Source organism: [Clostridium] saccharolyticum WM1 (assembly GCF_000144625.1).
GTDB classification, from domain to species: Bacteria; Bacillota; Clostridia; order Lachnospirales; family Lachnospiraceae; genus Lacrimispora; species Lacrimispora saccharolytica.
Map to the genome: position 1 here is coordinate 2,746,807 of NC_014376.1, position 22,014 is coordinate 2,768,820.

General features: G+C 45.2%; 17 protein-coding genes. 3 read left to right on the forward strand and 14 right to left on the reverse strand.

From position 1 onward, the window contains the following. Positions 1 to 349: 349 nt before the first annotated feature. The 8 genes from CLOSA_RS12810 to hcp form a co-directional block, all read right to left on the reverse strand. Complete coding sequence (locus CLOSA_RS12810; protein ID WP_041709182.1) at positions 350 to 3,067, reverse strand: diguanylate cyclase domain-containing protein; 2,718 nt, start codon at positions 3,065 to 3,067, stop codon at positions 350 to 352. A gap of 187 nt (positions 3,068 to 3,254) precedes the next feature. Continuing rightward, complete coding sequence (locus tag CLOSA_RS23065) at positions 3,255 to 4,076, reverse strand: CAP domain-containing protein (protein ID WP_013273197.1); 822 nt, start codon at positions 4,074 to 4,076, stop codon at positions 3,255 to 3,257. Between the two features lie 245 nt (positions 4,077 to 4,321). Further along, entirely contained in the window at positions 4,322 to 5,497 is a 1,176-nt protein-coding gene (locus CLOSA_RS12820; RefSeq protein WP_041709185.1) for an ATP-binding protein, read from the reverse strand. Between the two features lie 45 nt (positions 5,498 to 5,542). Beyond that, positions 5,543 to 6,301: a tRNA threonylcarbamoyladenosine dehydratase gene (locus tag CLOSA_RS12825; protein ID WP_013273199.1), complete on the reverse strand. Its 759-nt coding sequence runs from the start codon at positions 6,299 to 6,301 to the stop codon at positions 5,543 to 5,545. A 313-nt stretch (positions 6,302 to 6,614) separates the two neighbouring features. Next, entirely contained in the window at positions 6,615 to 7,163 is a 549-nt protein-coding gene (locus tag CLOSA_RS12835; RefSeq protein ID WP_013273200.1) for a hemerythrin domain-containing protein, read from the reverse strand. Next, a complete protein-coding gene (locus tag CLOSA_RS12840; protein WP_013273201.1) occupies positions 7,151 to 7,771 on the reverse strand; it encodes a hypothetical protein in 621 nt (206 codons plus the stop codon). The genes CLOSA_RS12835 and CLOSA_RS12840 overlap by 13 nt, the downstream gene beginning before the upstream one ends. Before the next feature lie 19 nt (positions 7,772 to 7,790). After that, positions 7,791 to 7,973: a DUF1858 domain-containing protein gene (locus tag CLOSA_RS12845; RefSeq protein WP_013273202.1), complete on the reverse strand. Its 183-nt coding sequence runs from the start codon at positions 7,971 to 7,973 to the stop codon at positions 7,791 to 7,793. 36 nt (positions 7,974 to 8,009) lie between these two features. Then, positions 8,010 to 9,602 (reverse strand): hydroxylamine reductase, encoded by a 1,593-nt coding sequence (gene hcp, locus CLOSA_RS12850; protein ID WP_013273203.1) that lies wholly within the window; start codon positions 9,600 to 9,602, stop codon positions 8,010 to 8,012. Between the two features lie 210 nt (positions 9,603 to 9,812). On the opposite strand from hcp, the gene CLOSA_RS12855 reads away from it, so the two are divergent. After that, on the forward strand, positions 9,813 to 10,490 hold the full coding sequence (locus CLOSA_RS12855) for a Crp/Fnr family transcriptional regulator (RefSeq protein WP_013273204.1): 678 nt from the start codon (positions 9,813 to 9,815) through the stop codon (positions 10,488 to 10,490). Between the two features lie 150 nt (positions 10,491 to 10,640). On the opposite strand, the gene CLOSA_RS12860 is transcribed toward CLOSA_RS12855, so the two are convergent. Beyond that, positions 10,641 to 11,342 carry an ATP-binding protein gene (locus CLOSA_RS12860; protein ID WP_013273205.1) on the reverse strand — a complete coding sequence of 234 codons (702 nt, stop codon included), beginning with the start codon at positions 11,340 to 11,342 and terminating at the stop codon, positions 10,641 to 10,643. A 142-nt stretch (positions 11,343 to 11,484) separates the two neighbouring features. Between CLOSA_RS12860 and CLOSA_RS12865 the strand changes: the two genes are divergently transcribed. Together CLOSA_RS12865 and CLOSA_RS12870 are read left to right on the forward strand one after the other, a co-directional pair. After that, complete coding sequence (locus tag CLOSA_RS12865) at positions 11,485 to 12,480, forward strand: SPL family radical SAM protein (protein ID WP_013273206.1); 996 nt, start codon at positions 11,485 to 11,487, stop codon at positions 12,478 to 12,480. A gap of 348 nt (positions 12,481 to 12,828) precedes the next feature. Further along, on the forward strand, positions 12,829 to 15,030 hold the full coding sequence (locus tag CLOSA_RS12870; RefSeq protein ID WP_013273207.1) for a methyl-accepting chemotaxis protein: 2,202 nt from the start codon (positions 12,829 to 12,831) through the stop codon (positions 15,028 to 15,030). Positions 15,031 to 15,082: 52 nt separating this feature from the next. Here CLOSA_RS12870 and CLOSA_RS12875 read toward each other — a convergent pair whose 3' ends face one another. The 5 genes from CLOSA_RS12875 to lon form a co-directional block, all read right to left on the reverse strand. Beyond that, on the reverse strand, positions 15,083 to 16,240 hold the full coding sequence (locus CLOSA_RS12875; protein ID WP_013273208.1) for a glycerate kinase family protein: 1,158 nt from the start codon (positions 16,238 to 16,240) through the stop codon (positions 15,083 to 15,085). 48 nt (positions 16,241 to 16,288) lie between these two features. After that, entirely contained in the window at positions 16,289 to 17,680 is a 1,392-nt protein-coding gene (locus tag CLOSA_RS12880; protein WP_013273209.1) for a GntP family permease, read from the reverse strand. 129 nt (positions 17,681 to 17,809) lie between these two features. Next, positions 17,810 to 18,934, reverse strand: a complete 1,125-nt coding sequence (locus CLOSA_RS12885) for a CdaR family transcriptional regulator (RefSeq protein ID WP_013273210.1) — start codon at positions 18,932 to 18,934, stop codon at positions 17,810 to 17,812. A 382-nt stretch (positions 18,935 to 19,316) separates the two neighbouring features. After that, a complete protein-coding gene (locus CLOSA_RS12890) occupies positions 19,317 to 19,520 on the reverse strand; it encodes a DUF1858 domain-containing protein (protein WP_013273211.1) in 204 nt (67 codons plus the stop codon). Next, positions 19,520 to 21,940, reverse strand: a complete 2,421-nt coding sequence (gene lon / locus CLOSA_RS12895) for an endopeptidase La (RefSeq protein WP_013273212.1) — start codon at positions 21,938 to 21,940, stop codon at positions 19,520 to 19,522. The genes CLOSA_RS12890 and lon overlap by 1 nt, the downstream gene beginning before the upstream one ends. Positions 21,941 to 22,014 lie beyond the last annotated feature (74 nt).

The window sequence follows — 22,014 nt, forward strand, 5'->3', positions numbered from 1 at the left end:
TATGATCCATGTTACACTTGCAGCTCGTTTTCATTTCTCATCACTCCTTAATCACACTAAACCTATATGTTTAATATACTATTGTCTTGTCATTTTGTCAACCTTTTTTTATCTTAACCTTCTCTTAGAAGGATTCTGCTGGTAATTGCCTGAATCCTTATGATACTATACCGTTTATCACAAAATCATAACAAGAAAAGACTAACCTGATTCAGATTAGTCTCAATACTTGTGCCAAACCCATTCCTCCGCTTTTTCTTTTGTATCCCCAATGCGGATATGCCAAGAAATGCAGAAAAAATAACCACGGCTATGGTAGAGGTAGCCCTGTCAGAATATGACCGAAACATCAGCACTGCTTATCCTCCTTCATGATTCGGACAAATAACTGGGCGATTGCAGGATCATATTTTTTTCCGGATTTCATTAAGATGGATTGAAGCGCCCTTTCCTTTCCCTTTTTCCGGTCCTTTTCCCGGTTTACAATCCGTTCATAGGCCTCCGCAACAGACAGAATCCGTGAAATCAGGGGTATCTCCTCTCCTTTTAAGCCCTTGGGATAGCCGGAACCATCCCAGCATTCGTGATGGCTGTACACTCCGTTGGCAAGGTCCAGGGTCTCCTGGGACAGATTAAGGATGCGGTATCCGATCGCCGGATGCTGCCTTATCATCTCATGTTCCACCTCAGACAGTTTTTCCGGAGTTTTCTCAAGGATGGACTCGCTTAAGGTGATCTTACCAATATCGTGGAGGTATGCCCCATCCCGCAGCTTTTTAATTTCTGTTTCAGGAAGCTCCATAGCAATACCGATTTTTTCACACAGCTTGCTGACCTCCTCTGAATGCTTTTTCTCCCACGGGCTTTTCATATGAAGCGAGGTGATGATGCCGTTAATCGCATGGATCCCAAAGTTTATGGAAGAGGTGCTCTTTTCCTTATACATCTCATTTTCTGCCAGTTCCAGTATCCGTTCGATTCTCTGCCAATGCTTTTCCTTAGTGGCAGTTCCAACTGCAACACTGCAAGATACCATGTTTACCTTTTCTTCTGCAACCTGGTTTCTTATCCGTTCAGCAATGACCTCTGCTTCATCCCTGGAAGTACGTGGCAGTAAAACCGTAAATTCGTCCCCCCCGATCCGGGCGGCAACATCCCCCTCCCGGCAGTTCTTTTTTAAAACCTGGGCGGCTTTGACAATGAATTCATCCCCTGCCGAATGACCAAAGGTGTCATTGATAAGCTTTAATCCGTTTAGATCAAGAAAAATCAGGGAAACCGGATGATTTTGCAGGGTATCCGCCTGTTTCATCTCCTGTTCAAAACACCTTCGGTTAACCAAACCGGTAAGAGGATCATGGTAGCTTAAAAAACGGATCCTTTCCTCCCCTTTCTTCCGCTCGGTAATATCGGCAAAGGTTATGACATATCCAACATGCTTCCCATCCTTTAACTGAGGCAGGGACCGGTACTCCGCCTCAAAGGAAGTACCGTCAGCCCGTTTCAGTACTCTGGTCCTTTCCTCTTCCTCCTTTCCCGGACAGGGATAATCGGCAAGAAACCGCTTTCCGTCAAAATCTGCCAGTTCTTCATTCTCATTGCCTCCCAGGGCTGCCAACATATCAATTCCTAAAAGCTCCTCCGGCTTTGAATATCCCAGAAGGTGAAGGCAGCTTTTGTTGCAAAACGTGCACTTTCCGTTTAAGTCTGTACCAAATATGGCTTCTGCCGCAGTATCCAGGATCAGATGAAGCTGAGACTGGTTCTCTTTTAATATTTCATTTGCCTTATTAAGCTCCTGGGTCCGCATTTCCACAATGCATTCCAGATGCTTGACCATGTCAAGCAGATTATCCGCCAGACGGTTAAATACGTTGGATATCCTTCCGATTTCGTCATTTCTTACGATCTCCACCCGCTGCTCCAGATTGCCTGCGGAAATCCCCTCTGCAACGGTCAGCAGGCCATTAATGGGCTTATAAAGCCTTCGGATGATCAGGGAAAAGATCCCTATGGAAAAAATGGCGGCAAAGAAAGTCAGCTGAACCGTAATTTCTATATTCCGGTTCAGCTCTGCAGCCAAAAAGCTTTCCGGGATCACGGAAATGATGACCCAGTTAAGTCCTGCCTTCCGGTATTCCTGTATGTCTGCATACCAGGTATCCTCTCCCAAGTTCCATGAAAATTCTGTCTCATGGGCTTTTAAATATTTCTCATAGCTGGTTTTTATGATAGATAAAGAAAGGCTTTCCATGGTATTCCTTTTCAATGTTCCATAGGCAGTCATGACAGAATTATCTTCTCCCATAGAATTTGCAATTAAATACCGGGTACCTTCCTCTATGACTGCCACATAACCCTTGGAACCTGCCGCCTGGGTTTTCAGATAGCCACTGATTTCAGAGAGGAGCATATGAGCACTTAATACGCCATTCAGCCTGCCTTCCCTGTCATACACAGGAGACGAAACAGATACTGCCAGGTCATCTGCGATGAAATCTTTGTATACAGGCGAAAAGACAGGGGCTCCTTCCTTTTCCGCCTCCTGGTACCATACCTGCTGCCGGGGATCAAAGGTGCCTGAATTCCCTGTAATGGCTCCTGCTGTGAGATCCTCATGAACAGAGTAACGCCAGCATTCTCCTCCTGTCTCAGCATTGTTCTTTATGAGTTCAAAATCCCCCCGTTTATTTCTCAGGGCCCCATAATATGCTCCATCAACGGAAGCATAAGCAAAGCTGTAAATCTCTGTCTCGTAAGTTTTTAAGATACCAAGAAAAAAGGAGTTTCGGCTCTTTTCATTCAGAAAATCAATGGCTTCATTTTCAATCAGTTTTTTTCCTATTTCATTTGCTGTAACCGGAACCCGGAAAAATGAATTCACATTTTCCATTAAGTCCTGGTTCATCTTTTCAGATATTCCGGCGGTTTCTCTGGTTATGGAAGATTGCAAGTTGTTTAACACTAGTTTTTCTATGCCCACCAGGGATAAAAGGAACAGACAGATAAAGGTGACTATTGTCACATTTTGAATCGACATGCATTTTCGTGGTCTTCGTAATCTCATCTTCCTGATCGCTTTGGTTAAACGTACCCTTTCCTGCATGGCTCATTCCTTTTAACACAGGCTGGCCCCGCATGAACTAAGTATAACTATTTCTTTTATAAAGTTCAACCTGAATTTAATTGCATAAAAAATGATCCAGATCCGCTGTAATGTTTTACAACAGAATCTGGATCATTTCATTCGTTAATTAGTATGTAAATAACTGCACCCAGTACTGGGTTCCGCTACTATTTTGAGTATTGCCTACTCCAATATGTGTATAGCTTTTATTCATGATATTTGCACGGTGGCCCGCACTGTTCATCCAGGCAGTCACCACATCCTGAGGTGTTTTCTGTCCCCATGCGATGTTCTCTCCAGCACCCCGGTAACTTACATTCTGCTCTTTTAAAGCGGAAGAAAATGAGCTGCCATTGGGGCGGACATGATCAAACTTTGACTGGATCTCATTGGCTCTTACGGTAGCAGCCTTCTCTACAGCAGGATCAATGGTAAGCGGAGCAAGTCCTTCCTTTGCTCTCTCTGCATTTACAAGATCTACAACCTGCTGGGTATAAGTCTTATTGGTCGTACTCCCGTCGTTGCCGGTATTTCCTGTATTACCGGTATTTCCTGTGTTACCGGTATTTCCAGTATTGCCGGTATTTCCAGTATTACCGGTATTGCCCGTATTTCCGGTATTTCCAGTATTACCGGTATTGCCCGTATTTCCGGTATTTCCTGTATTGCCGGTATTTCCGGTATTTCCGGTATTGCCGGTATTTCTATTGCAGTTTTTGCCATTATTGCTGCCATTGATCAGCTTAGACCAGTCCACACTGTTTTGGTCGACCCCGTACTGTTTTAATTTAGCCTTTAAATCATCTAAATTACAGTTCCTGCTCACTGTCACAATGCTTCTTCCGGTGTTGCACTGACTGTAAGGTCTGGTCACCGCCGCATTGGCTGTCAATGGTATCATACTCGTTAAAGTAAGTGTAATCATTCCAAGTGCCGTTAGTTTTCTCAATTCATTTGCCTCCTTTGAAATTGTTACATTTGTATTACATTTGTGTTACAAATATATGATAGCACGATTGCTTCCATTTTTCCAGTGGAAATAACTGGGAATGTTTTGGATGTAAAAGAAAGGGCGGCGGAGGATATCCGTTGCCCTTTCAAACGTTCAGCTTTATCAATTCACTCTTTATATGATGTAATCGTCGTATATCCGCTTTTGTAAAACAGATCGGCAATCGTTATCCCGCCAGATAATCATTCATCAGCGGGTTCAGCCCTTCCCACCAGATCGTAACCGTCAAGGAAGTGGTGTGTTGTCCCATTTTCCTTATAGGCGATTATGGTATTCAGGTTCACATTTTCCACGCTCTTAAAAATATTGCTTTCAATGTATGGATTGGTCTCCTTTAGCTGCCTGATCAGGTTCTTAATTTCCACCCTCTTTGACCCTGTGCTGCCATCCGTCCTGCAGGTAGTGCAGGTATCCGTAAACCGACATGCACACTGGATGAAGTGCAGGCCATTGTAATCCCTCCAGTCTTTGATGTCATCTTCCCGAATGAGATACATGGGGCGGATAAGTTCCATGCCTTCAAAATTTGTGCTGTGCAGCTTCGGCATCATGGTCTGTATCTGTGCACCGTACATCATTCCCATTAATATGGTTTCGATCACATCATCGTAATGATGTCCCAGGGCAATCTTATTACAGCCAAGCTCCCTTGCCTTATTGTACAAATACCCCCTCCTCATCCTGGCACACAAATAACACGGGGACTTTTCTACGTCATACACTGCGTCAAAGATCTGGGTTTCAAATACGGTGATCGGAATATTTAAAAGCCTGGCATTGGATTCAATCACCTGCCGGTTGGTTTCGTTGTATCCCGGATCCATGACAAGAAAAACCAGTTCAAAGGGAAATTTATTGTGTCTTCTCAGCTCCTGAAAAAGCTTTGCCATGAGCATGGAATCCTTGCCTCCGGAAATGCAGACAGCGATCCTGTCGTTTTCCTTTACCAGCTCATATTCATTAATGGCCTTGGCAAATCTGCTGAACAGCTCCTTATGGAATTTCTTCCGGATGCTCTTTTCTATATTTTCCAGCCGGTCGTCTGATTTATCCTCTCTTTCCATGGTACGAAGCAGCCATTCCCCATAGCCGCCCCGGAGATTATATGCTTCATAGCCTTTTTCCGTTAAATCCCTTGCCGCATCTTCACTGATAATCCCCTTTAAGCAGTACAGGATGATCTTCTTATCCCTGGGAAGAGGGCGGTCTCCGTTTAATAATGCTTCTTTTTCAATATTTATGGCTCCCGGTATAAAACCATGGTTGTATGACGTCTGATCCCTCACGTCTACAAGCACGTATTCCTCCGGGCTCATTTGCTTCATTTGATCCAATGACAGATCCTGTTCCCGGGACATGCTGCCATCAAACATATGGTCACCTCTTACTCCATTCATTTCCGTCTATTCCTTCCGCGCCAGGTCCTTGATCACTTCTCCGGCTATAATAAGCCCTGCTACAGAGGGCACAAAAGCAACGCTTCCCGGAATATCTCTTCGTTCCGTACACTTATGCTTGGCTCCGGGCGGGCAGATACAGTTTGTCCTGCAGCTGATGGACATGTCTTCCAAGGGTCTTGTAGGCTTTTCCGTGGAGTAGACTACCTTAAGCTTTTTTACGCCCCTTTTCTTTAACTCTCTCCGCATGACCTTTGCAAGGGGACACATGGTGGTCTTATAAATGTCAGCCACTAAAAATTTCGTAGGATCCAGCTTATTGCCTGCGCCCATGCAGCTGATGACCGGTACGCCAGCTTCTTTTGCGCGCATGATCAGCTCCAGCTTTGCGGTTACGGTATCCACCGCATCCACTACATAATCATACTCCTTAAAATCAAAATCATCCGCATTCTCCGGCAAATAGAAACACTGATGGGTTTCCACCTGTGCGTCGGGATTGATCTCCAAAATCCTGTCCTTCATAACATCCACTTTATATTTGCCTACCGTTTTCCGGGTGGCTATGATCTGTCTGTTTATATTGGTAAGGCAGACCTTATCATCATCCACAAGCACAAAGGAACCGATTCCGCTTCTTACCAAGGCCTCTGCCACATATCCGCCCACACCGCCGATACCAAAAACAGCAACCTTTGCTTCCGATAATTTTTTCATGGCATCTTCACCCAATAAAAGCTGGGTTCTTGAAAACTGGTTCAACAAATGATTCTACCTCTTTCTGTATTTTTCTATCTAATTACTAGGAATAAAAAATGCACTTCAAATTATTATACTTCGAAATGTTTATTTGGGCAATTAATTTTTTGCATTATCATGAAGAAAAGCCCCTTGGCAGAGGCTTTTCTTCTATATTTTACCAGCCGGTACAAGCCGTATTCTTCCTTTTCCATTCTGATCTCAATGCTTCTTATGTTCCTTTCCGTCTCCCCGGAAAAGCTTCTGTGCCCCCCTTTCTTATGTATCTCCCTGCAGCAGGCAGGACGGCCTGTTTCCCCTTCAGGCCGCCCTGTCACTGTTACCTTATCTTTTCCCGGATCCAGGATTCATACTTGTCCTGAACGCCCTGATCCTTTGCCTGCCTTTCAAAGGAATCTGTTTCCTCATCCACTGCCTGTAACTTATCCTCTGAAAGTGCACGGGCCGCAAACGCATAAGCAGCCTCATCCTCTTTATCAATATGGCGTTTTAATAATGCGCCATAGCCCACCGCATTGGAAATAATATCCAACTTCGGTTCTGTACCAGGATGTCTCTCATACTCATCTATGGCCTTTTCCAGTTCGGAAAGATAAAGTCTTCCCAGGTCATGTTCTACAAGCATACCGTTTCGAATCAGCTTTTCGGCAACCGGCCCCATATTTTCCATCATGATCCGGAACAATATCTTTTCTTCCTTTCCATGATGATGCTTGTCTGCGTAATTTCTTGCAAAGTCAAGGCATTCCCGCAGGAGGGGCGCATCCACCGGCTTGCCTTCCAGAATGCCGGAGCTAATGCTTCTTAAAAACCCGGTAAAAGCCAGAATGTTTTCATGCTCCTTCATTAAAATGTCTATTCCGTACATAGGCGTCTCCTTAATTCATATACCTGATCCTCGATCTGATGAAATTCTATTCCGGTCCCTTCAAACATTCCTTCCATCAGAGATTCCCTTAAGGTGTAATAATGTTCCCCATTTCCATGGATCATCGCCCAATAAGCGCCATGGATATCCTGTGTCTGTTTCCATACCAGTCTGTCTTCTGTTTCCTGGATCTGTTCATTCACCCGGTCACAGGGCATGCCGTTTAACAAAGTACTTTCCAGATACTCATAGGCTTTCCGAACCGTCACATCTTTATCCGGAGAATTCCTCTTTCCGAATTCCCGTACAACGGAAATCACTTCAGACAGCCTTCCCTGATCCGGTTCTAAAATCTCAGTGACCACATAAGCCAGCCGGTTTTCCACCAGGCTCACCTTTTCCTGCAGCCAGCCATGAATATTGCCCGTATCAATCAAATCCTCCAGATTTCCCTTTTCAAGCACTCCATACCTGGTATCGGTCCTGTTTCTAAGTTCTCCTGCATATTCCTTTTCCTCTGCCAGATGAAGGATTTCATCCGCCATTGCATCCTGGAATTTTATTTTATTGTATAACCATGTGTGGATTGGTCCTAAAAAAGCGCTCATCCTGTACCTCTTTCCTTCTTTATTGATTCAGCTTATCCAGTACGGCATCTGCATCAAGCCCGTGAACCATACATGCATCCTCCAGGGATTCCATCTGGGATGAAGGACAGCCCAGACAGTGCATGCCGCAGCCCATTAAAACCTCCGCTGCTTCTGGTTTGCTTCTTAAAATTTCTCCAATATACATTTCTTTCGTTATCATATAATTTTCCTCCTGTTTTATGATTCATGATTTATATTATCCAAGAATTTTCTTTAAATCCTCTTCCGGTGTGGTAATCGGTGATATTCCGTAGTTTTCAACAAGGAACGTTACTACATTTGGTGATAAAAATGCCGGTAAGGATGGTCCCAGGGTAATGTTTTTGATTCCAAGATGCAGCAAGGTAAGAAGAATACAAACGGCCTTCTGCTCATACCAGGACAGTACCATGGACAAGGGGAGTTCGTTGACACTGCAGTCAAAAGCTTCTGCCAAAGCCACCGCCACTTTAATGGCACTGAACGCATCATTGCACTGGCCCATATCCATGATTCTTGGAAGCCCGCCGATGGTTCCAAGGTCCAGGTCATTGAAACGGTACTTTCCGCAGGCAAGGGTGAGGATCATGGAATCCTTTGGAGTCTGCTTTACAAAATCGGTATAATAATTTCTTCCTGTCTTAGCACCGTCACAGCCTCCCACCAGGAAGAAATGGCTGATGGCTCCCTGCTTCACTGCGTCAATGACCTGATCCGCAACTCCCAGCACGGTCCCATGGGAAAATCCGGTCATGACTTCCTTGCCGCCGTTGATTCCCGTCATTTCGTGGTCTTCCCCGTACCCGCCAAGTTCCAGGGACTTTTCAATGACAGGAGTAAAGTCTTTGTCCTCTCCAATGTGGACCATTTCCGGATAGGATACCACTTCCGTGGTAAATACACGGTCTGCATAGCTTTTCTTTACCGGCATCAGACAATTTGTCGTAAAAAGGATGGGGGCCGGAAGATCATCGAATTCTTTTTGCTGATTCTGCCATGCAGTTCCAAAATTCCCCTTCAAATGACGATACTTCTTTAATTCCGGATAGCCGTGGGCCGGAAGCATCTCTCCGTGCGTATAGAGATTGATCCCTTTATCCTTTGTCTGCTCAAGAAGCTGCTTTAAATCATATAAATCATGTCCGGTGACGACGATAAATGGGCCTTTTTCAATGGTAAGTGGCACTCTGGTGGGCTTTGGCGTTCCAAAGGCAGTAGTATTTGCCTTATCCAGAAGTTCCATGCATTTTAAATTGATCTCTCCCACTTCAAGGACTACCGGAAGCAGCTGCTCCATGGACATATCATAACTGATGATGGACAGGGCCTTATAGAAGAAATCATTGACAGCCTCGTCTTCATATCCAAGAACCATGGCATGATAAGCATAAGCCGCAACCCCCCGCAGTCCAAATAAAATCAGGGACTTTAAGGAACGGATATCCTCTTCTGCATCCCATAAGTTCTTCATATCATAATCGGAAGTATTCCCGCACACAGAGGTACATTTCCTGCAATCCGGAACGATACTGTTTTTTTCTTCCTGCACCCTTGCGATCATCTTTATTAAAACTTCATCATTGAAATTTACATTTGTAATGGTGGTGAATAATCCTTCCACCAGAAGCCTTGTTGTGGTTTCCAAACGGGGATTATTGCCACAGGCTTTTGCCAGGCCAATCAGGGCACCGGTCAGTTCATCCTGTAAATTTGCAGTGTTTGCCGACTTTCCACATACTCCTGCACTGCCCGTGCAGCCGCTGCAGCCTGCCGTCTGCTCGCACTGAAAACAAAACATTTTACCATCCATATCTTTATCCAACCTTTCTATATGCTGTTTTCCTTTCTCCTGATGAATCGGCCGCCACTTACCGTCTGAAACCGCTCTTCTTTTATCCCCATAAGTTTTTTGGCCCTGCCTCTTTGTTTTTTCTTGCTTTTATAAGCAGATTATAATATAATAATCGCATCATTTCTGTTGTTATTACAACAAAATAAAAATATTTTAAGGAGGCAGCTAATGGAGGAATATCTGTCCGTATTAAAAAAATCCTACCTGTTTTACGGAGTCAGCCCGGAGGAAATAAGCGCCATGTTAAAATGCTTATCGGCTCGGCTGAAGCATTATAAAAAAGAAGAATTCATAATAAGAAACGGAGATTATATACATTCCGTTGGAATGATGCTTTCCGGGACTGCTCTCATCATCCAGGAGGATTTCTGGGGCAAAAGGACCATTATTTCCGAAGTCCTTCCCGGCACCATATTTGCGGAAACCTATGCCTGCATCCCCTCCATTCCCATTGAAATGAGCGTCATCTCCGACTCTGAATGTGATGTGCTGTTTCTGGACTTTAACAAGATACTGAACGTGTGCACGTCCGCCTGTACCTTTCACACGCGGCTGATACAGAATTTCCTATCCGCCGTTGCCAGAAGGAACCTGACTCTCACCAAAAAAATGCAGCACATGTCCAAAAAGACCATTCGGGAAAAGCTCCTCTCCTATCTTTCCGCGGAATCCTTAAAAAGCAATTCCTCAACCTTTGATATTCCCTTTAACAGGCAGCAGCTGGCGGATTACCTGTCTATTGACCGCAGTGCCCTGTCCAATGAGATGAGTAAATTACAGGATGAAGGAGTGCTGGTCTATAAAAAAAACCGTTTTACGTTAAAGGAAGATTTTCAGGAAGGATGACCTGACAGAAGCATTTTATGCTTTTTCGAACGTATTTTCCATGATAAGATGCCGTGATTTGCTGCGAAGTACGTCCGTCCCCTGCATATGCTCACGTATGCGTTCAACAGCGGAATCCGGCATAGATCATGCCGGATTCCGCTGTTGGTATTACAGAATATTCCCATCTACGGAGATGGTAATAACCTCACATGGAATTTCTTTTCCGCTTTCTTTCAGGGCTTTTAATGCTGCATGCTCCAAACCGCCGCAGCAGGGCACCTCCATGCGGACAAGGGTAATGCTTTGAATCCTGTTGTTCCTTATGATCTCCGTCAGCTTTTCGCTGTAATCTACCTGATCAAGCTTGGGACAACCCACAAGAACGATCTTTCCCTTCAGGAACTTCTGATGGAAATCTCCGTAAGCGTAAGCGCTGCAATCCGCTGCAATTAATAAATCGGCCTGATCAAAGTACGGTGCTTTCACAGGAACCAGCTTGATCTGTACCGGCCACTGTCTTAGCTGGGACTGAACTGGGGCCTCAGTCCTTTCCTCCCTATCAGCTGCTGGTTCTATCACCGAAGCCCGGCTTCCAGGACAGCCGCCAAAGGCTGCGTGCCCCTTTGCACCGGTCTTTTTCCTATTCAGCGCCACCGCCTCTTCATCATAAGCGGCTGCCTCCCGCTCCACAAAAGCAATGGCTCCCGTGGGGCAAGTGGGAAGGCAGTCCCCTAATCCATCACAGTAGTCATCTCTGAGAAGTTCGGCTTTTCCATTGACCATTCCGATGGCTCCCTCGTGACATGCTGCTGCACAAAGACCACATCCGTTGCATTTTTCTCTATCTATCTGAATTATTCTACGAACCATTCTTTATCTCCTCCTTGGATTTTCTTTCTGAAGCTATCATACAATGCACCTTGGATTCTGTCCGTTGTAATTACAACAAAATTTTAAAATTTTGTTTACCTCCTTATTTTTCACATATACTACTCTTCATAGGAGGTATCACATGTTTCCAGATGAAATTTATTACGAGCCGGAATCCCTGGATTATGAGCTGGGCCGCTATTTAAGAGAAAAATACAGCAATCTACCATGGATTCCCATTGCAAGTCACAACAAAATAGACGAACTTCGCACCCGTCCCAACAAAGAATTTTCCGCATTGAAACGTCATCTTATTATAGGAATCCGTAAAACCCACAACTTTGTACCCAATCACAAGGTATCGGATTTTCTTGTTCCTTATACCTCATCAGGCTGTACCGCCATGTGCCATTACTGTTATCTGGTGTGCAATTATAACAAGTGCGCCTATTTGCGTCTGTTTGTAAACCGGGAGCAGATGCTGAAAAAAATCATAGATCACGGAGCCCGCATGGAAAAGGATTATACCTATGAGATAGGAAGCAACAGTGATCTTGTCCTTGAAAACACCATAACCGGAAACCTGGCATGGACCATTGAGAATTTCAGCCGAAGCAACTATGGGTATCTCACTTTTCCTACCAAATTCAATCAAGTGGAGCCTCTCCTTGGCATCAGTCACGGCGGCCGGGTCATAATCCGGATGAGCGTCAACCCCCAGTCCATAATCACCCGTTTTGAACCAGGAACATCCGGCTTAAATGCCAGAATTTCCGCTTTAAACAGCATGTGTGATGCCGGATACCGGGTAGGACTTTTGATCGCCCCCATCATCATCACGGAAGACTGGAAAAATCTGTACTCTGAGCTGATCACCACCCTTTCAGACCAGCTCACTCAAAAAGTAAAAAAGCAGGCTCCCATTGAAATCATCTTTATGACTTACAGCTACGTCCAAAATGCCATCAATACAGAGGCATTCCCCCAGGCGGACCGCCTCTATGAAAAAGAGCTGATGACCGGACGGGGAAGGGGGAAATACTGTTATCGGGAGGACATAAGAAAAGACGGAGAACTGTTTTTAAGACAGGAAATTGAAGCAAAGCTGAAAGAAATGACTGTTTTATATGTCGTTTAGAAAAAAGGCATTCCCATGTGCCGGAAAGCCCGGAAGGGCTGGTGCCGGCCGTTTCACTGGCGGCTCTTCTTGCCGCCAGTGATTCACAAGAACATCCATACTTTTAAAATAATAAGACTTTGCTATTATTTTTTTGTCGTTTTGTGCCGAATATATAAACGTTATACAGGGGGCAGAAGAACACAAACCAGTCTGAAAAAGAAAGGAGGTTCATTTTATATACCAGCCTAAAAACTTACTGCATGGCATGCAGTTTATTTTTTTACATCCGATCTGGTAAAATTATCCATATTCTGCACCGGGGGCATATCTTTTATCGATCACATAATCAAGGGAGTATAATACATTATGAAGAACATGAAAAAGCTAACGTTTAAAAATCTGAGACTAGCTGCTAAAACTTCCATCACTACAGGAATTATCCTGGTGGCAAGCCTGACATTGTTGATAACAATCTCTGCTATACAGGCAAGCAAAGCAGTTTCAAAAGCAATTAACGGGGAATTTACCGGAATTTCCGCCCAGAACGGCCTTATGGTCCAGGCCGTGATCAATGACGCTTCCGGTACTGCCAAAAATCTGCAGGATTACTTAAACCGTGTATACAATGACAGTCAGGCGGCCGGGGATTGGAAAGGCACAGAACGGCATAGTAAGATATACAATATGCAGTTAAAAGAAGTTAATTATGCAATTGAAAACTATATCTTAAATTCCGCATGGTCCACTGTGGGCAATAATGCAGACATCTGCGGGATCGGCGCATTTTTTGAACCTGACAAATTTGATCCTGCGGTTAAAGATTATTCCCTTTATGTGGACAAGGAGGGTGCCAAAAACAAAACTGCACAGTCCCTTGGCGCATACAGCCAGTATTCCTCCCAGGATTATTACCGGGTAGCCAAGGAAACAAAAGCTTCCTACATAACCAATCCTTATACTTACAACGGCATTATGATGAGTACCATTGCCTTCCCCATTATGAAGGGAGACGAGGTGATCGGAGTCATTCTGGCAGATATTAATGTATCAAACTTTTCCAAGATAAAAACTTCGGATTCCAAATATCCTACCATGTATGTTGATATCTTTACCGAAGGGAACATGATCGCTTTTGACAGCCGGTCCGCCGACAACATCGGAAAAAACTTAGAAGAGATAATCCCTGCCTCGGAGTATGGAAAAATTACAGCCTTACAGCAGGCAAAGACTGAATTCCATATTGATACCAAAAGATCCGACGGAACCATGGAATCCAGACATTATTATCCCATTACCTGCGGTTCACAAACGTGGTGGGCTTCCAGCTGTTTGGATAAGAAAGATCTTACCAAGGATGTGACGGGGATCGTCGCATTAATGATCCTTCTTGCAGCCCTTGCTTTGGTCTTTATTAATGTAGTGATCATGATCTTCTTAAAAAAGACCCTCCGTCCCATGGAAGGCGTGGTTGCCGCCGCCGCCAGCATCTCATCAGGCGACTTAGATATCCGGATGGAAATCAAGTCCGGCGATGAAATCGGCATTCTGTCAAAAACCTTTGTGGAAATGGCAGAAAATCTGGATTTTATCATACAGGACATCAGTCATGTTCTGGGAGAAATGAGCAAAGGCAACTTTAAGGTAACTACCAATAACGAGGAAAAGTACACCGGTGCTTACCGGTTTATCTTAGATGCCATGCGAAATATCCGCCTTACCTTAAGCGATACGCTTTTAGAGATCGAACAGGCTTCCGGACAGGTTTCCACGGGTGCATCCCAGGTATCCGACGCTTCCCAGTCCCTGAGCCAGGGAGCCACGGAACAGGCATCTTCCATTGAAGAACTGTCCTCGGCCATTACAGAAATATCAAAGCGGGTAAAGGAAAATGCAGCCAATGCCCTGGAAGCCAATGCCTTATCCATGGAAGCGTGCGAAGGCATGCTCACAGGGGATCAGAAGATGAAAGATATGATCAAGGCAATGAATGAGATTGCAAATACCTCCAGTGAAATAAGCAAGATCATCAAAACCATCGATGACATTGCATTCCAGACCAACATTCTGGCACTGAATGCGGCGGTAGAAGCTGCAAGAGCCGGTTCCGCCGGAAAGGGGTTTGCAGTGGTCGCCGACGAAGTGCGCAATTTAGCCGGCAAGTCAGCGGAAGCGGCCCAAAATACCACCGCTCTAATTGAAAATGCCATTACAGCTATTGGAAAAGGAACAAAAATCGCAGGAGAAACAGCAGAAGCCCTGCGGCAGGTGGTTGAAAAATCCAATATTTCAGCCGTCAGAGTGGCGGAAATTGCGGAAGCCTCTGCCTCTCAGTCTGATTCCCTGACCCAGATCACGACCGGCATTGACCAGATATCCGCGGTTGTACAAACCACCTCCGCTACATCGGAAGAAAGCGCAGCCACATCTGAAGAGCTGTCAGCTCAGGCGTTCCATTTAAAATCCCTGGTAGAGAGATTCCAGCTCATGAATCAGGGGCCTTCCATGAACAGCCATTCACAGTCTACGTATGAGGCTCCTGTTGAGGAAGAAGAACATAACAAATATTAATAATTCAGAGAGTAAATTTCTTAATAAAAGGTCTGTCAAAAGGCTGCGGGTTTTAAATGCCCGCAGCCTTTTCCTGTAGAATCATACCTGTTTTAATGAAACGGAACATCCGAAGGGCTCCGCCGTAATAGAGTTCTTCCGCATTTTCCAGCGCTTTATCCAGTTCCATGACTCCGTTGACCGTTGTCATCATGGAGCAGATTCCATAGTCAAAAATCTTATCCGCCCCTTCCCCCATAGCTCCAACCAGAGCTACCACCGGAATGCCCTTTCTTTTGCACCTCATTCCAATGCCCTGGATTACCTTACCAAAGCAGGACTGCCAATCCGTCCGTCCCTCTCCTGTCACCACCAAGGACACATCTTCTAAGCAGGAGTCAAAATCAATCAGGTCCAGTACCGTTTCGATTCCCGATTTTAACTCCGCATGCAGAAACACCAGAAGGGCAGCCCCAAGGCCTCCTGCTGCCCCTGAACCAGGTATTTCATTGGGATCGATCCCGAATTCCCGCAGGATCACCTTCCGGTAGTTTTCCATTCCTCTCTCCAGTTCCTTAAGTACAAGGGACGAACCACCCTTCTGCGCTCCAAAGGTATAAGTAGCTCCGTCTTTTCCGCATAAGGGGTTATTCACATCACACATGGCGGTCAGCTTCACCTGGCCGATCCGGGGATGCAGGCCGGTAATATCGATATGGGCAACCTGCTCTAAATCCTTTCCCGTTCCTTCCAGCTCTCTTCCCGCTGAATCCAGAAATTTTATCCCTAACGCCCTCATACAGCCCATTCCGCCGTCATTGGTGGCGGATCCGCCGATTGCAATGGAAATTTCGGTAAATCCCCGGTCCAGGGCATCCTTAATCAACTCCCCGGTTCCATAGGTTGTCGTGTTCCTTGGATCCCTGAAATGTGGGGGAATTAAAGGAAGGCCGGAGGCCGCCGCCATCTCAAGAACTGCCCGTTTCTCATCCAGCTTTCCATAATAAGCGTTTACCGGATCCATAAGCGGACCGCAGACAGTAACCGGGATTTTCTCTCCCTGAATGGCTGCGATTACCGCATCTGTGGTTCCTTCCCCCCCATCGGCCACAGGGATTCCCGTGTATTCCCATTGGTCAAAGACTTCCCCAGCGGCCTTTTTAAGCAGTTCTATGGTCTGTTCACTGGAGAGAGTCCCCTTAAACGAGTCGGATGCAAACAGTAATTTCATATACAAAGTCCTCCTTTTACCAGTGAATACGATTTTTTACTTCTTCCATCAACGAAGGATCAGCGTCAGAATAAATATCTCCAGGATACCTGCGAGCCCCAGAATAAGAGTTGCCATTGTCTGGGTCTTATACCCTTTTTCCGGAGTCATGGCTCCAAAGTTGGTTACCACCCAGAAATAAGAATCGTTTGCATGGGAAACGGTCATTGCTCCCGCGCCGATTGCCATACAGGCAAGGGTCACCCTGACCGGGCTATCCAGTCCCAGCATGGGAAGCAGCGGAGCCACTATGCCTGCGGTGGTTGTAAGGGCTACGGTAGAGGAACCCTGTGCGCTTTTTAAAATCGCTGCCAAAAGGAATGGGAAGAATATACCCATGGTGCTTAGTACGGAAGCGTGATCCTTAATATAATTCACCATATCGGTGGATGAAATCACCTTGCCCAGCACGCCGCCGGCAGCCGTCACAAACAGGATCGGTCCCACGGTCTTTAGCGTATCATTGGTGATCTCATAAAATTGATCCATCTTACCGGCTCCTTTTAACTGCAGGATACCGCACAGGGTACCTACTGCCAGAGCTATGATGGGAGTTCCTAAAAATTTAATGACATCAACTCCAAAACCGCCCATTCCGGCCATGGCCACAACAGATGAAAGCGCCATAAGAAGGATGGGAACCATGATTGGTGCCAGGGCATTGAAGCCGCCTGGTAATCTGCCGTACTCGGCAACCAGTTCCTCATAGGTTTTTGCAATCTCACCCATATCCGCTTCATCGTCAGACCGCACTTTACCTCCAATGTATTTAGCATAGAAGAATCCGGCGATGAGAGGGAAGATGGAGCACAGCACTCCCATTCCCATTACAAGAAGTAAGTTTTCCCCGATGCCAAGGGTAGAAGCCGCAGCAATAGGACCTGGCGTAGGCGGAATAAAAACGTGGGAAATATAAAGGCCGGAAGAAAGACCAACCGTCATGGCTACGGATGATGATGCCGTTCTGTTTACCAGAGCTTTCCGGATGGGATTTAAAATAACGAAACCGGAATCACAGAATACGGGAATGGATACCACCCAGCCCATCATCTCCATGGCCAGAACCGGGTTGTTTTTTCCTACAAGCCGGATCACCATGTCAGCCAGCTTAAGGGCTGCGCCTGTTTTCTCCAATATGGTGCCGATCAATGCTCCAAGGATGATAACGATACCGATGCTGGAGAAGGTACCGGAAAAACCGGCCCCGATTACGCTTGCAAGGCCGCTGACCTTGGTTCCGTCCTCTAATGTCTTATCAACCAGAGGTATTCCTGCTATAAGCCCTAAAAGCAGGGAAATACTCATGATGGCAACAAACGGATGAATCTTAAATCTGGAGATTGCAATGATCATCAGGATAATTGCCAGTACAAAAACTAAAATCAGTGGTAAACCTGTCATAAAATGACCCCCTTTTTAACATTTGCAACAGTTTCTGCTGTTTCATGGGTATCATATCATCATTGATCCCAGACTTCTACAGCTATGAGTATCAATATAACCATTGATTTTTGTACTGTTAATACAAAACTAATGTTCTTTTCTTAAAAAAGTATAAAAGGCTTCCAGAAAAAAACGGTCTGCCGAAGATTCTAAGGGATTGATATTAAAAATATCCTTTACCTTATTATAGCGGTATAAAAGGGTGTTTTTGTGGACAAAAAGCTCTTTTGATGCAGTCACCAGATTATAATTAGTCTTAATGAGAACTCCCACAATTTCCATAAAGGACGTTTTAAAATCTTCGCCCAGCTCCTTTTCATAAACATTAAACATCCATTGCAGCTCATTCACCGGCACAATGGAACGGACATAATTTCCTGTATGATCGTAAAAAAAAGCGGCGGATTCGGTATTCACATTTTCCTCCAGCCACTTGCAGTGGCGGTAGGCATTGTAGTACTGGGTAAAATTTACCTGAAAGGAACCGATGTAAAATATACATCTCTTCTCCTGCTCCCGAAGCCATTTTAAAGCAGTGCTTAAATATTCCGCAATGATATATTTGTAATCTGCAAATACCTTTCGCGCCTGCTGGGGCATGGTTTTAAATATAAGGATATGGCTGCTGTCCAGGATAATGCTGATATCCTCGGACCCATGTCTTGGGCTGTTTTTGATCATATCCAGTAAGGGTTCCGGCCTTACGTCCTCCAGCTTACACAGGATGGGGATCCGAATGATATTTTCAGAATAATTAAGCTTCTTTGCAACACTTCGAAGCTCTCCTGGGTCCGGATATTCCACGTGGATCAGAAGGTTGGTAAAATGCTCCTTCCGGTTCCTCCTCCGCCTCAGCTCTTCCTGCTGCTTTTCATACTTCAGCATGGCTTTAATGGCCATTTTAGTGATGAGGGCCACGGGCTTTATTTCTCCAGGATCACCGGTTATCCCTACCACACCTTCCCGCCTGCCGTCAATGTTAATGACCATGTTAATCCCGGGCTTTACACCGGGATAATCCTCTTCGTTGGAGGTTACCACAATATCCTCGTTACCGCTCACAATATAGAAGGCGACCTCATGAAATGACCCTATTCGTTTTGGGTCCCTGCTGGCAATGATGACGCCCTGCTCATTCATAATGTTAATATTGTATTCCGTATATTGTGTGACCTGTTCAATGAATTTTTTTGCCAATTCCGTTTCTATCATCTGCGGCCTCCCAGTCTTTTATAGTATCCTACGAAATCCATAACTTCACTCATCCGTTTAAAAAACAGCTTACCATATTTTGCTTTTTGCATCAATGGCCGGGAAACTGTTTTACCCTTACCGGATTCACTTTTTCCAGGGGCGGCTTTCACTGCCAAATATGTATTTTACATTTTTCCTGTGCCTCATTGAGAACGGAACGATCAAGAACATGGGGTTTCCAAAGGGAAAATTATTGACGGGTTAAAATACGTTTCATCAATTTACGGTTATGGAGCCATGGCGGAAGCGCTTCTTGGAAGAGGCACCGAATAAAAAACAGCTGCTGACGTAAAAAAGGAAGGCGCTGAAGATGCCTTCCTTTTTTGAATTTATATAGCCATTACCTAGACATATGGGCATTTAACTTATCAATCAGCTCCTGTACCGGAACGCCGTGAACCATACAGGCCTCTTCCAGGCTTTCTCCGGCAGAGGCCGGGCAGCCCAGGCAGTGCATTCCCATTTCAAAAAAGAAGGGAGCTGTGGTTTGGTCTGCCTGTAAGACCTCACCGATTAAAGTATCCTTTGTTACTGATGTCATCATTAAATTACCTCTTTTCTTTCTATATTTTTGTGTGGTGCAATCATTCCTTCGGAAAATAAACCGTTCCCTCCCTTTTGGAGAAATACATGTTCGATTCTGGGAAGGAAAATCCCCAAAGATTCTTTCAGTACATCCTCTACGGTTTCTACTGGTATGATGGTAAGCTGGTTTTTTACCTCTTCCGGCACATCCTTTAAATCACCTGTATTGTCTTTTGGTATCAAAACCCTGGTTATACCAGCCCTCTGGGCGCCAAGGAGCTTTTCTTTCAAACCTCCAATGGGAAGCACGGCTCCGCGCAGGGTAATTTCTCCGGTCATTGCAAGTCTGGAATCCACCTTATTGCCTGTGACCAGTGATGCCAGGGCGGAAAATAATGCAATACCGGCTGATGGACCATCCTTTGGAACCGCTCCTGACGGAACATGGATATGAAGATCCCTTTCCTTAAAGTTAAAGGCATTGAAAGGCAGTCTGGATTTTAACAGGCTTAACGAAATTTTAGCGGATTCCTTCATCACTTCTCCCAGCTTTCCTGTCAATGTGACCGCCCCGCTTCCCGGCATATCCGTCGCTTCGATGAATAGTATCTCACCTCCAACCGGAGTCCATGCAAGTCCTGTGACAACTCCCGGAGGATTATCCGGCTGAGCCTTGTCATGGCGGGAAACCTGCCTGCCCAGGTATTCCTCCAGATCCTCTGCCTTGATTTTAAAGGGCAGCTCTACTTTTTTCGATACGATTTTTTCCGTTGTGATCCTGGCCAGGCTTGACAGCTGCTTTTTCATCCCCCGCACCCCGGCTTCCAGTGTATAGTCACTGATGAGCCGTTTAAGTACCTCATCTTCCATCACAAGCTGATCCGTGGTTAACCCATGCTCTTTTAAGACCTCCGGGATCAGATGATCCTTTCCAATATGAAACTTTTCATCCATGGTATAGCTGGATATCTGAATGACCTCCATACGGTCCAGCAGCGGGCCGGGAATGCTTTCCATGGAATTCGCTGTTGCAACAAAGAATACATCAGACAGATCATAAGGAAGATCCATATAATGATCCGTAAAGCTGTTATTCTGTTCCGGATCAAGAACCTCCAAAAGCGCACTGGCAGGGTCACCGCTGAAGCCGCCGGACATAATCTTGTCCACTTCATCCAAAACCATGACAGGATTGGTCTTTCCGGCCTTCCGGATGCTTTGTATGATCCTTCCGGGCATCGCTCCCACATAGGTTCTCCGATGTCCTCTGATCTCTGATTCATCACGGATCCCTCCCAGGCTTATGCGGATATATGTTCTTCCAAGTGCTTCTGCAATGCTTTTTCCAAGGCTTGTCTTACCGGTTCCCGGAGGTCCTACCAGGAGCAGGATCGAACCCTTTTTCTCCTTGTTCAGCTGCATAACTGCCAGGTGCTGGATAATCCTTTCCTTGACTTTTTTCAGGCCGTAATGCTGTTCGTCCAGGATCCGTCTTGCCTCGTCAAGATCAATGTCCTTTGCCTCCTCTTTCTTCCATGGAAGCTGAACCAGAAGATCCAGATAATTGCGTATTACGTTATAATCCAGTTTATTAGGTCCCTGATCCTCCAGCTTTTTCAGTTCTTCAAGAGCAGCTTCTTTTATTTCAGGCGGCATTCCTGCTTCTTCGATCCTGCTTAAATAATCCGTCTCCTTTTTCCCTTGATCTTCTTTCCCTTCATTCAGCTCCTCCTGAATGGCCTTTAACTGTTCTCTCAGTACGGATTCCCTATAATACCGGTTGGCTTTCTCGGAGAATTTCTCGGAAATCTGCATCTGCAATTCAATCATTTCCTTTTGCTTGAGCAAATAATCCAGAAAACGGAGGCTTCTTTCTTTTAAGGACCGCATATCCAGCAGTTCATATCTTTCCTCATTTGGTATCTGAAGAAATTGGGACAGATACACGATAATGGAATTTAAATCCTTAAACTCATTAACCACCCTTTGATACTGTTCTCCACCTGAAAATCTGGAGCTTATCTCATTGGTAACGTTTTTGATATAGCCCAGCATTTCTTCCCTGCTCTTTTCATCTAGATCCTCATGATCGGGACGGATTTCAAATTGGGCATATAGGGTGCCGTTTTCTATCTGCAGCCCTTTCACATCAACCCGGTCCTTCAGCTTAACGGAAAGCAAGATCCCCTTTTCCGTCTGATCCATTCCAGTGACCTCAAAAATCACGCCTGTCCGGTAATAATCCTCTTCCGTCCTAGGGTTCTTACCAAAATTTTGTTTCTGGGGCAAAGCGATCTTTACCGCCTCATGGTTTTCCAGATGCATCATCTGTGCTTCGCCAAGAGCTTCCATACGAACCGTGGTTACGACATCCGGCAATAAAACTTTATTGGATATTGGGAAAACGATTCCTATATGATCATTATAATTATTTATCATAGTTTTATCCTTTCTGTGCGTAGTCATTAAGTGAATGTTCATTTAATTTAGTATATTTTTTTGCGAGATATTTT

Bases quoted from the DNA above. Each gene is read 5' to 3' on its own strand.
- CLOSA_RS12810 (WP_041709182.1), bottom strand. From the start codon at position 3,067: ATGAGATTACGAAGACCACGAAAATGCATGTCGATTCAAAATGTGACA.
- CLOSA_RS12820 (WP_041709185.1), bottom strand. From the start codon at position 5,497: ATGTCCCGGGAACAGGATCTGTCATTGGATCAAATGAAGCAAATGAGC.
- CLOSA_RS12835 (WP_013273200.1), bottom strand. From the start codon at position 7,163: ATGTACGGAATAGACATTTTAATGAAGGAGCATGAAAACATTCTGGCT.
- CLOSA_RS12840 (WP_013273201.1), bottom strand. From the start codon at position 7,771: ATGAGCGCTTTTTTAGGACCAATCCACACATGGTTATACAATAAAATA.
- CLOSA_RS12845 (WP_013273202.1), bottom strand. From the start codon at position 7,973: ATGATAACGAAAGAAATGTATATTGGAGAAATTTTAAGAAGCAAACCA.
- hcp (WP_013273203.1), bottom strand. From the start codon at position 9,602: ATGGATGGTAAAATGTTTTGTTTTCAGTGCGAGCAGACGGCAGGCTGC.
- CLOSA_RS12855 (WP_013273204.1), top strand. From the start codon at position 9,813: ATGGAGGAATATCTGTCCGTATTAAAAAAATCCTACCTGTTTTACGGA.
- CLOSA_RS12860 (WP_013273205.1), bottom strand. From the start codon at position 11,342: ATGGTTCGTAGAATAATTCAGATAGATAGAGAAAAATGCAACGGATGT.
- CLOSA_RS12865 (WP_013273206.1), top strand. From the start codon at position 11,485: ATGTTTCCAGATGAAATTTATTACGAGCCGGAATCCCTGGATTATGAG.
- CLOSA_RS12870 (WP_013273207.1), top strand. From the start codon at position 12,829: ATGAAGAACATGAAAAAGCTAACGTTTAAAAATCTGAGACTAGCTGCT.
- CLOSA_RS12875 (WP_013273208.1), bottom strand. From the start codon at position 16,240: ATGAAATTACTGTTTGCATCCGACTCGTTTAAGGGGACTCTCTCCAGT.
- CLOSA_RS12880 (WP_013273209.1), bottom strand. From the start codon at position 17,680: ATGACAGGTTTACCACTGATTTTAGTTTTTGTACTGGCAATTATCCTG.
- CLOSA_RS12885 (WP_013273210.1), bottom strand. From the start codon at position 18,934: ATGATAGAAACGGAATTGGCAAAAAAATTCATTGAACAGGTCACACAA.
- CLOSA_RS12890 (WP_013273211.1), bottom strand. From the start codon at position 19,520: ATGATGACATCAGTAACAAAGGATACTTTAATCGGTGAGGTCTTACAG.
- lon (WP_013273212.1), bottom strand. From the start codon at position 21,940: ATGATAAATAATTATAATGATCATATAGGAATCGTTTTCCCAATATCC.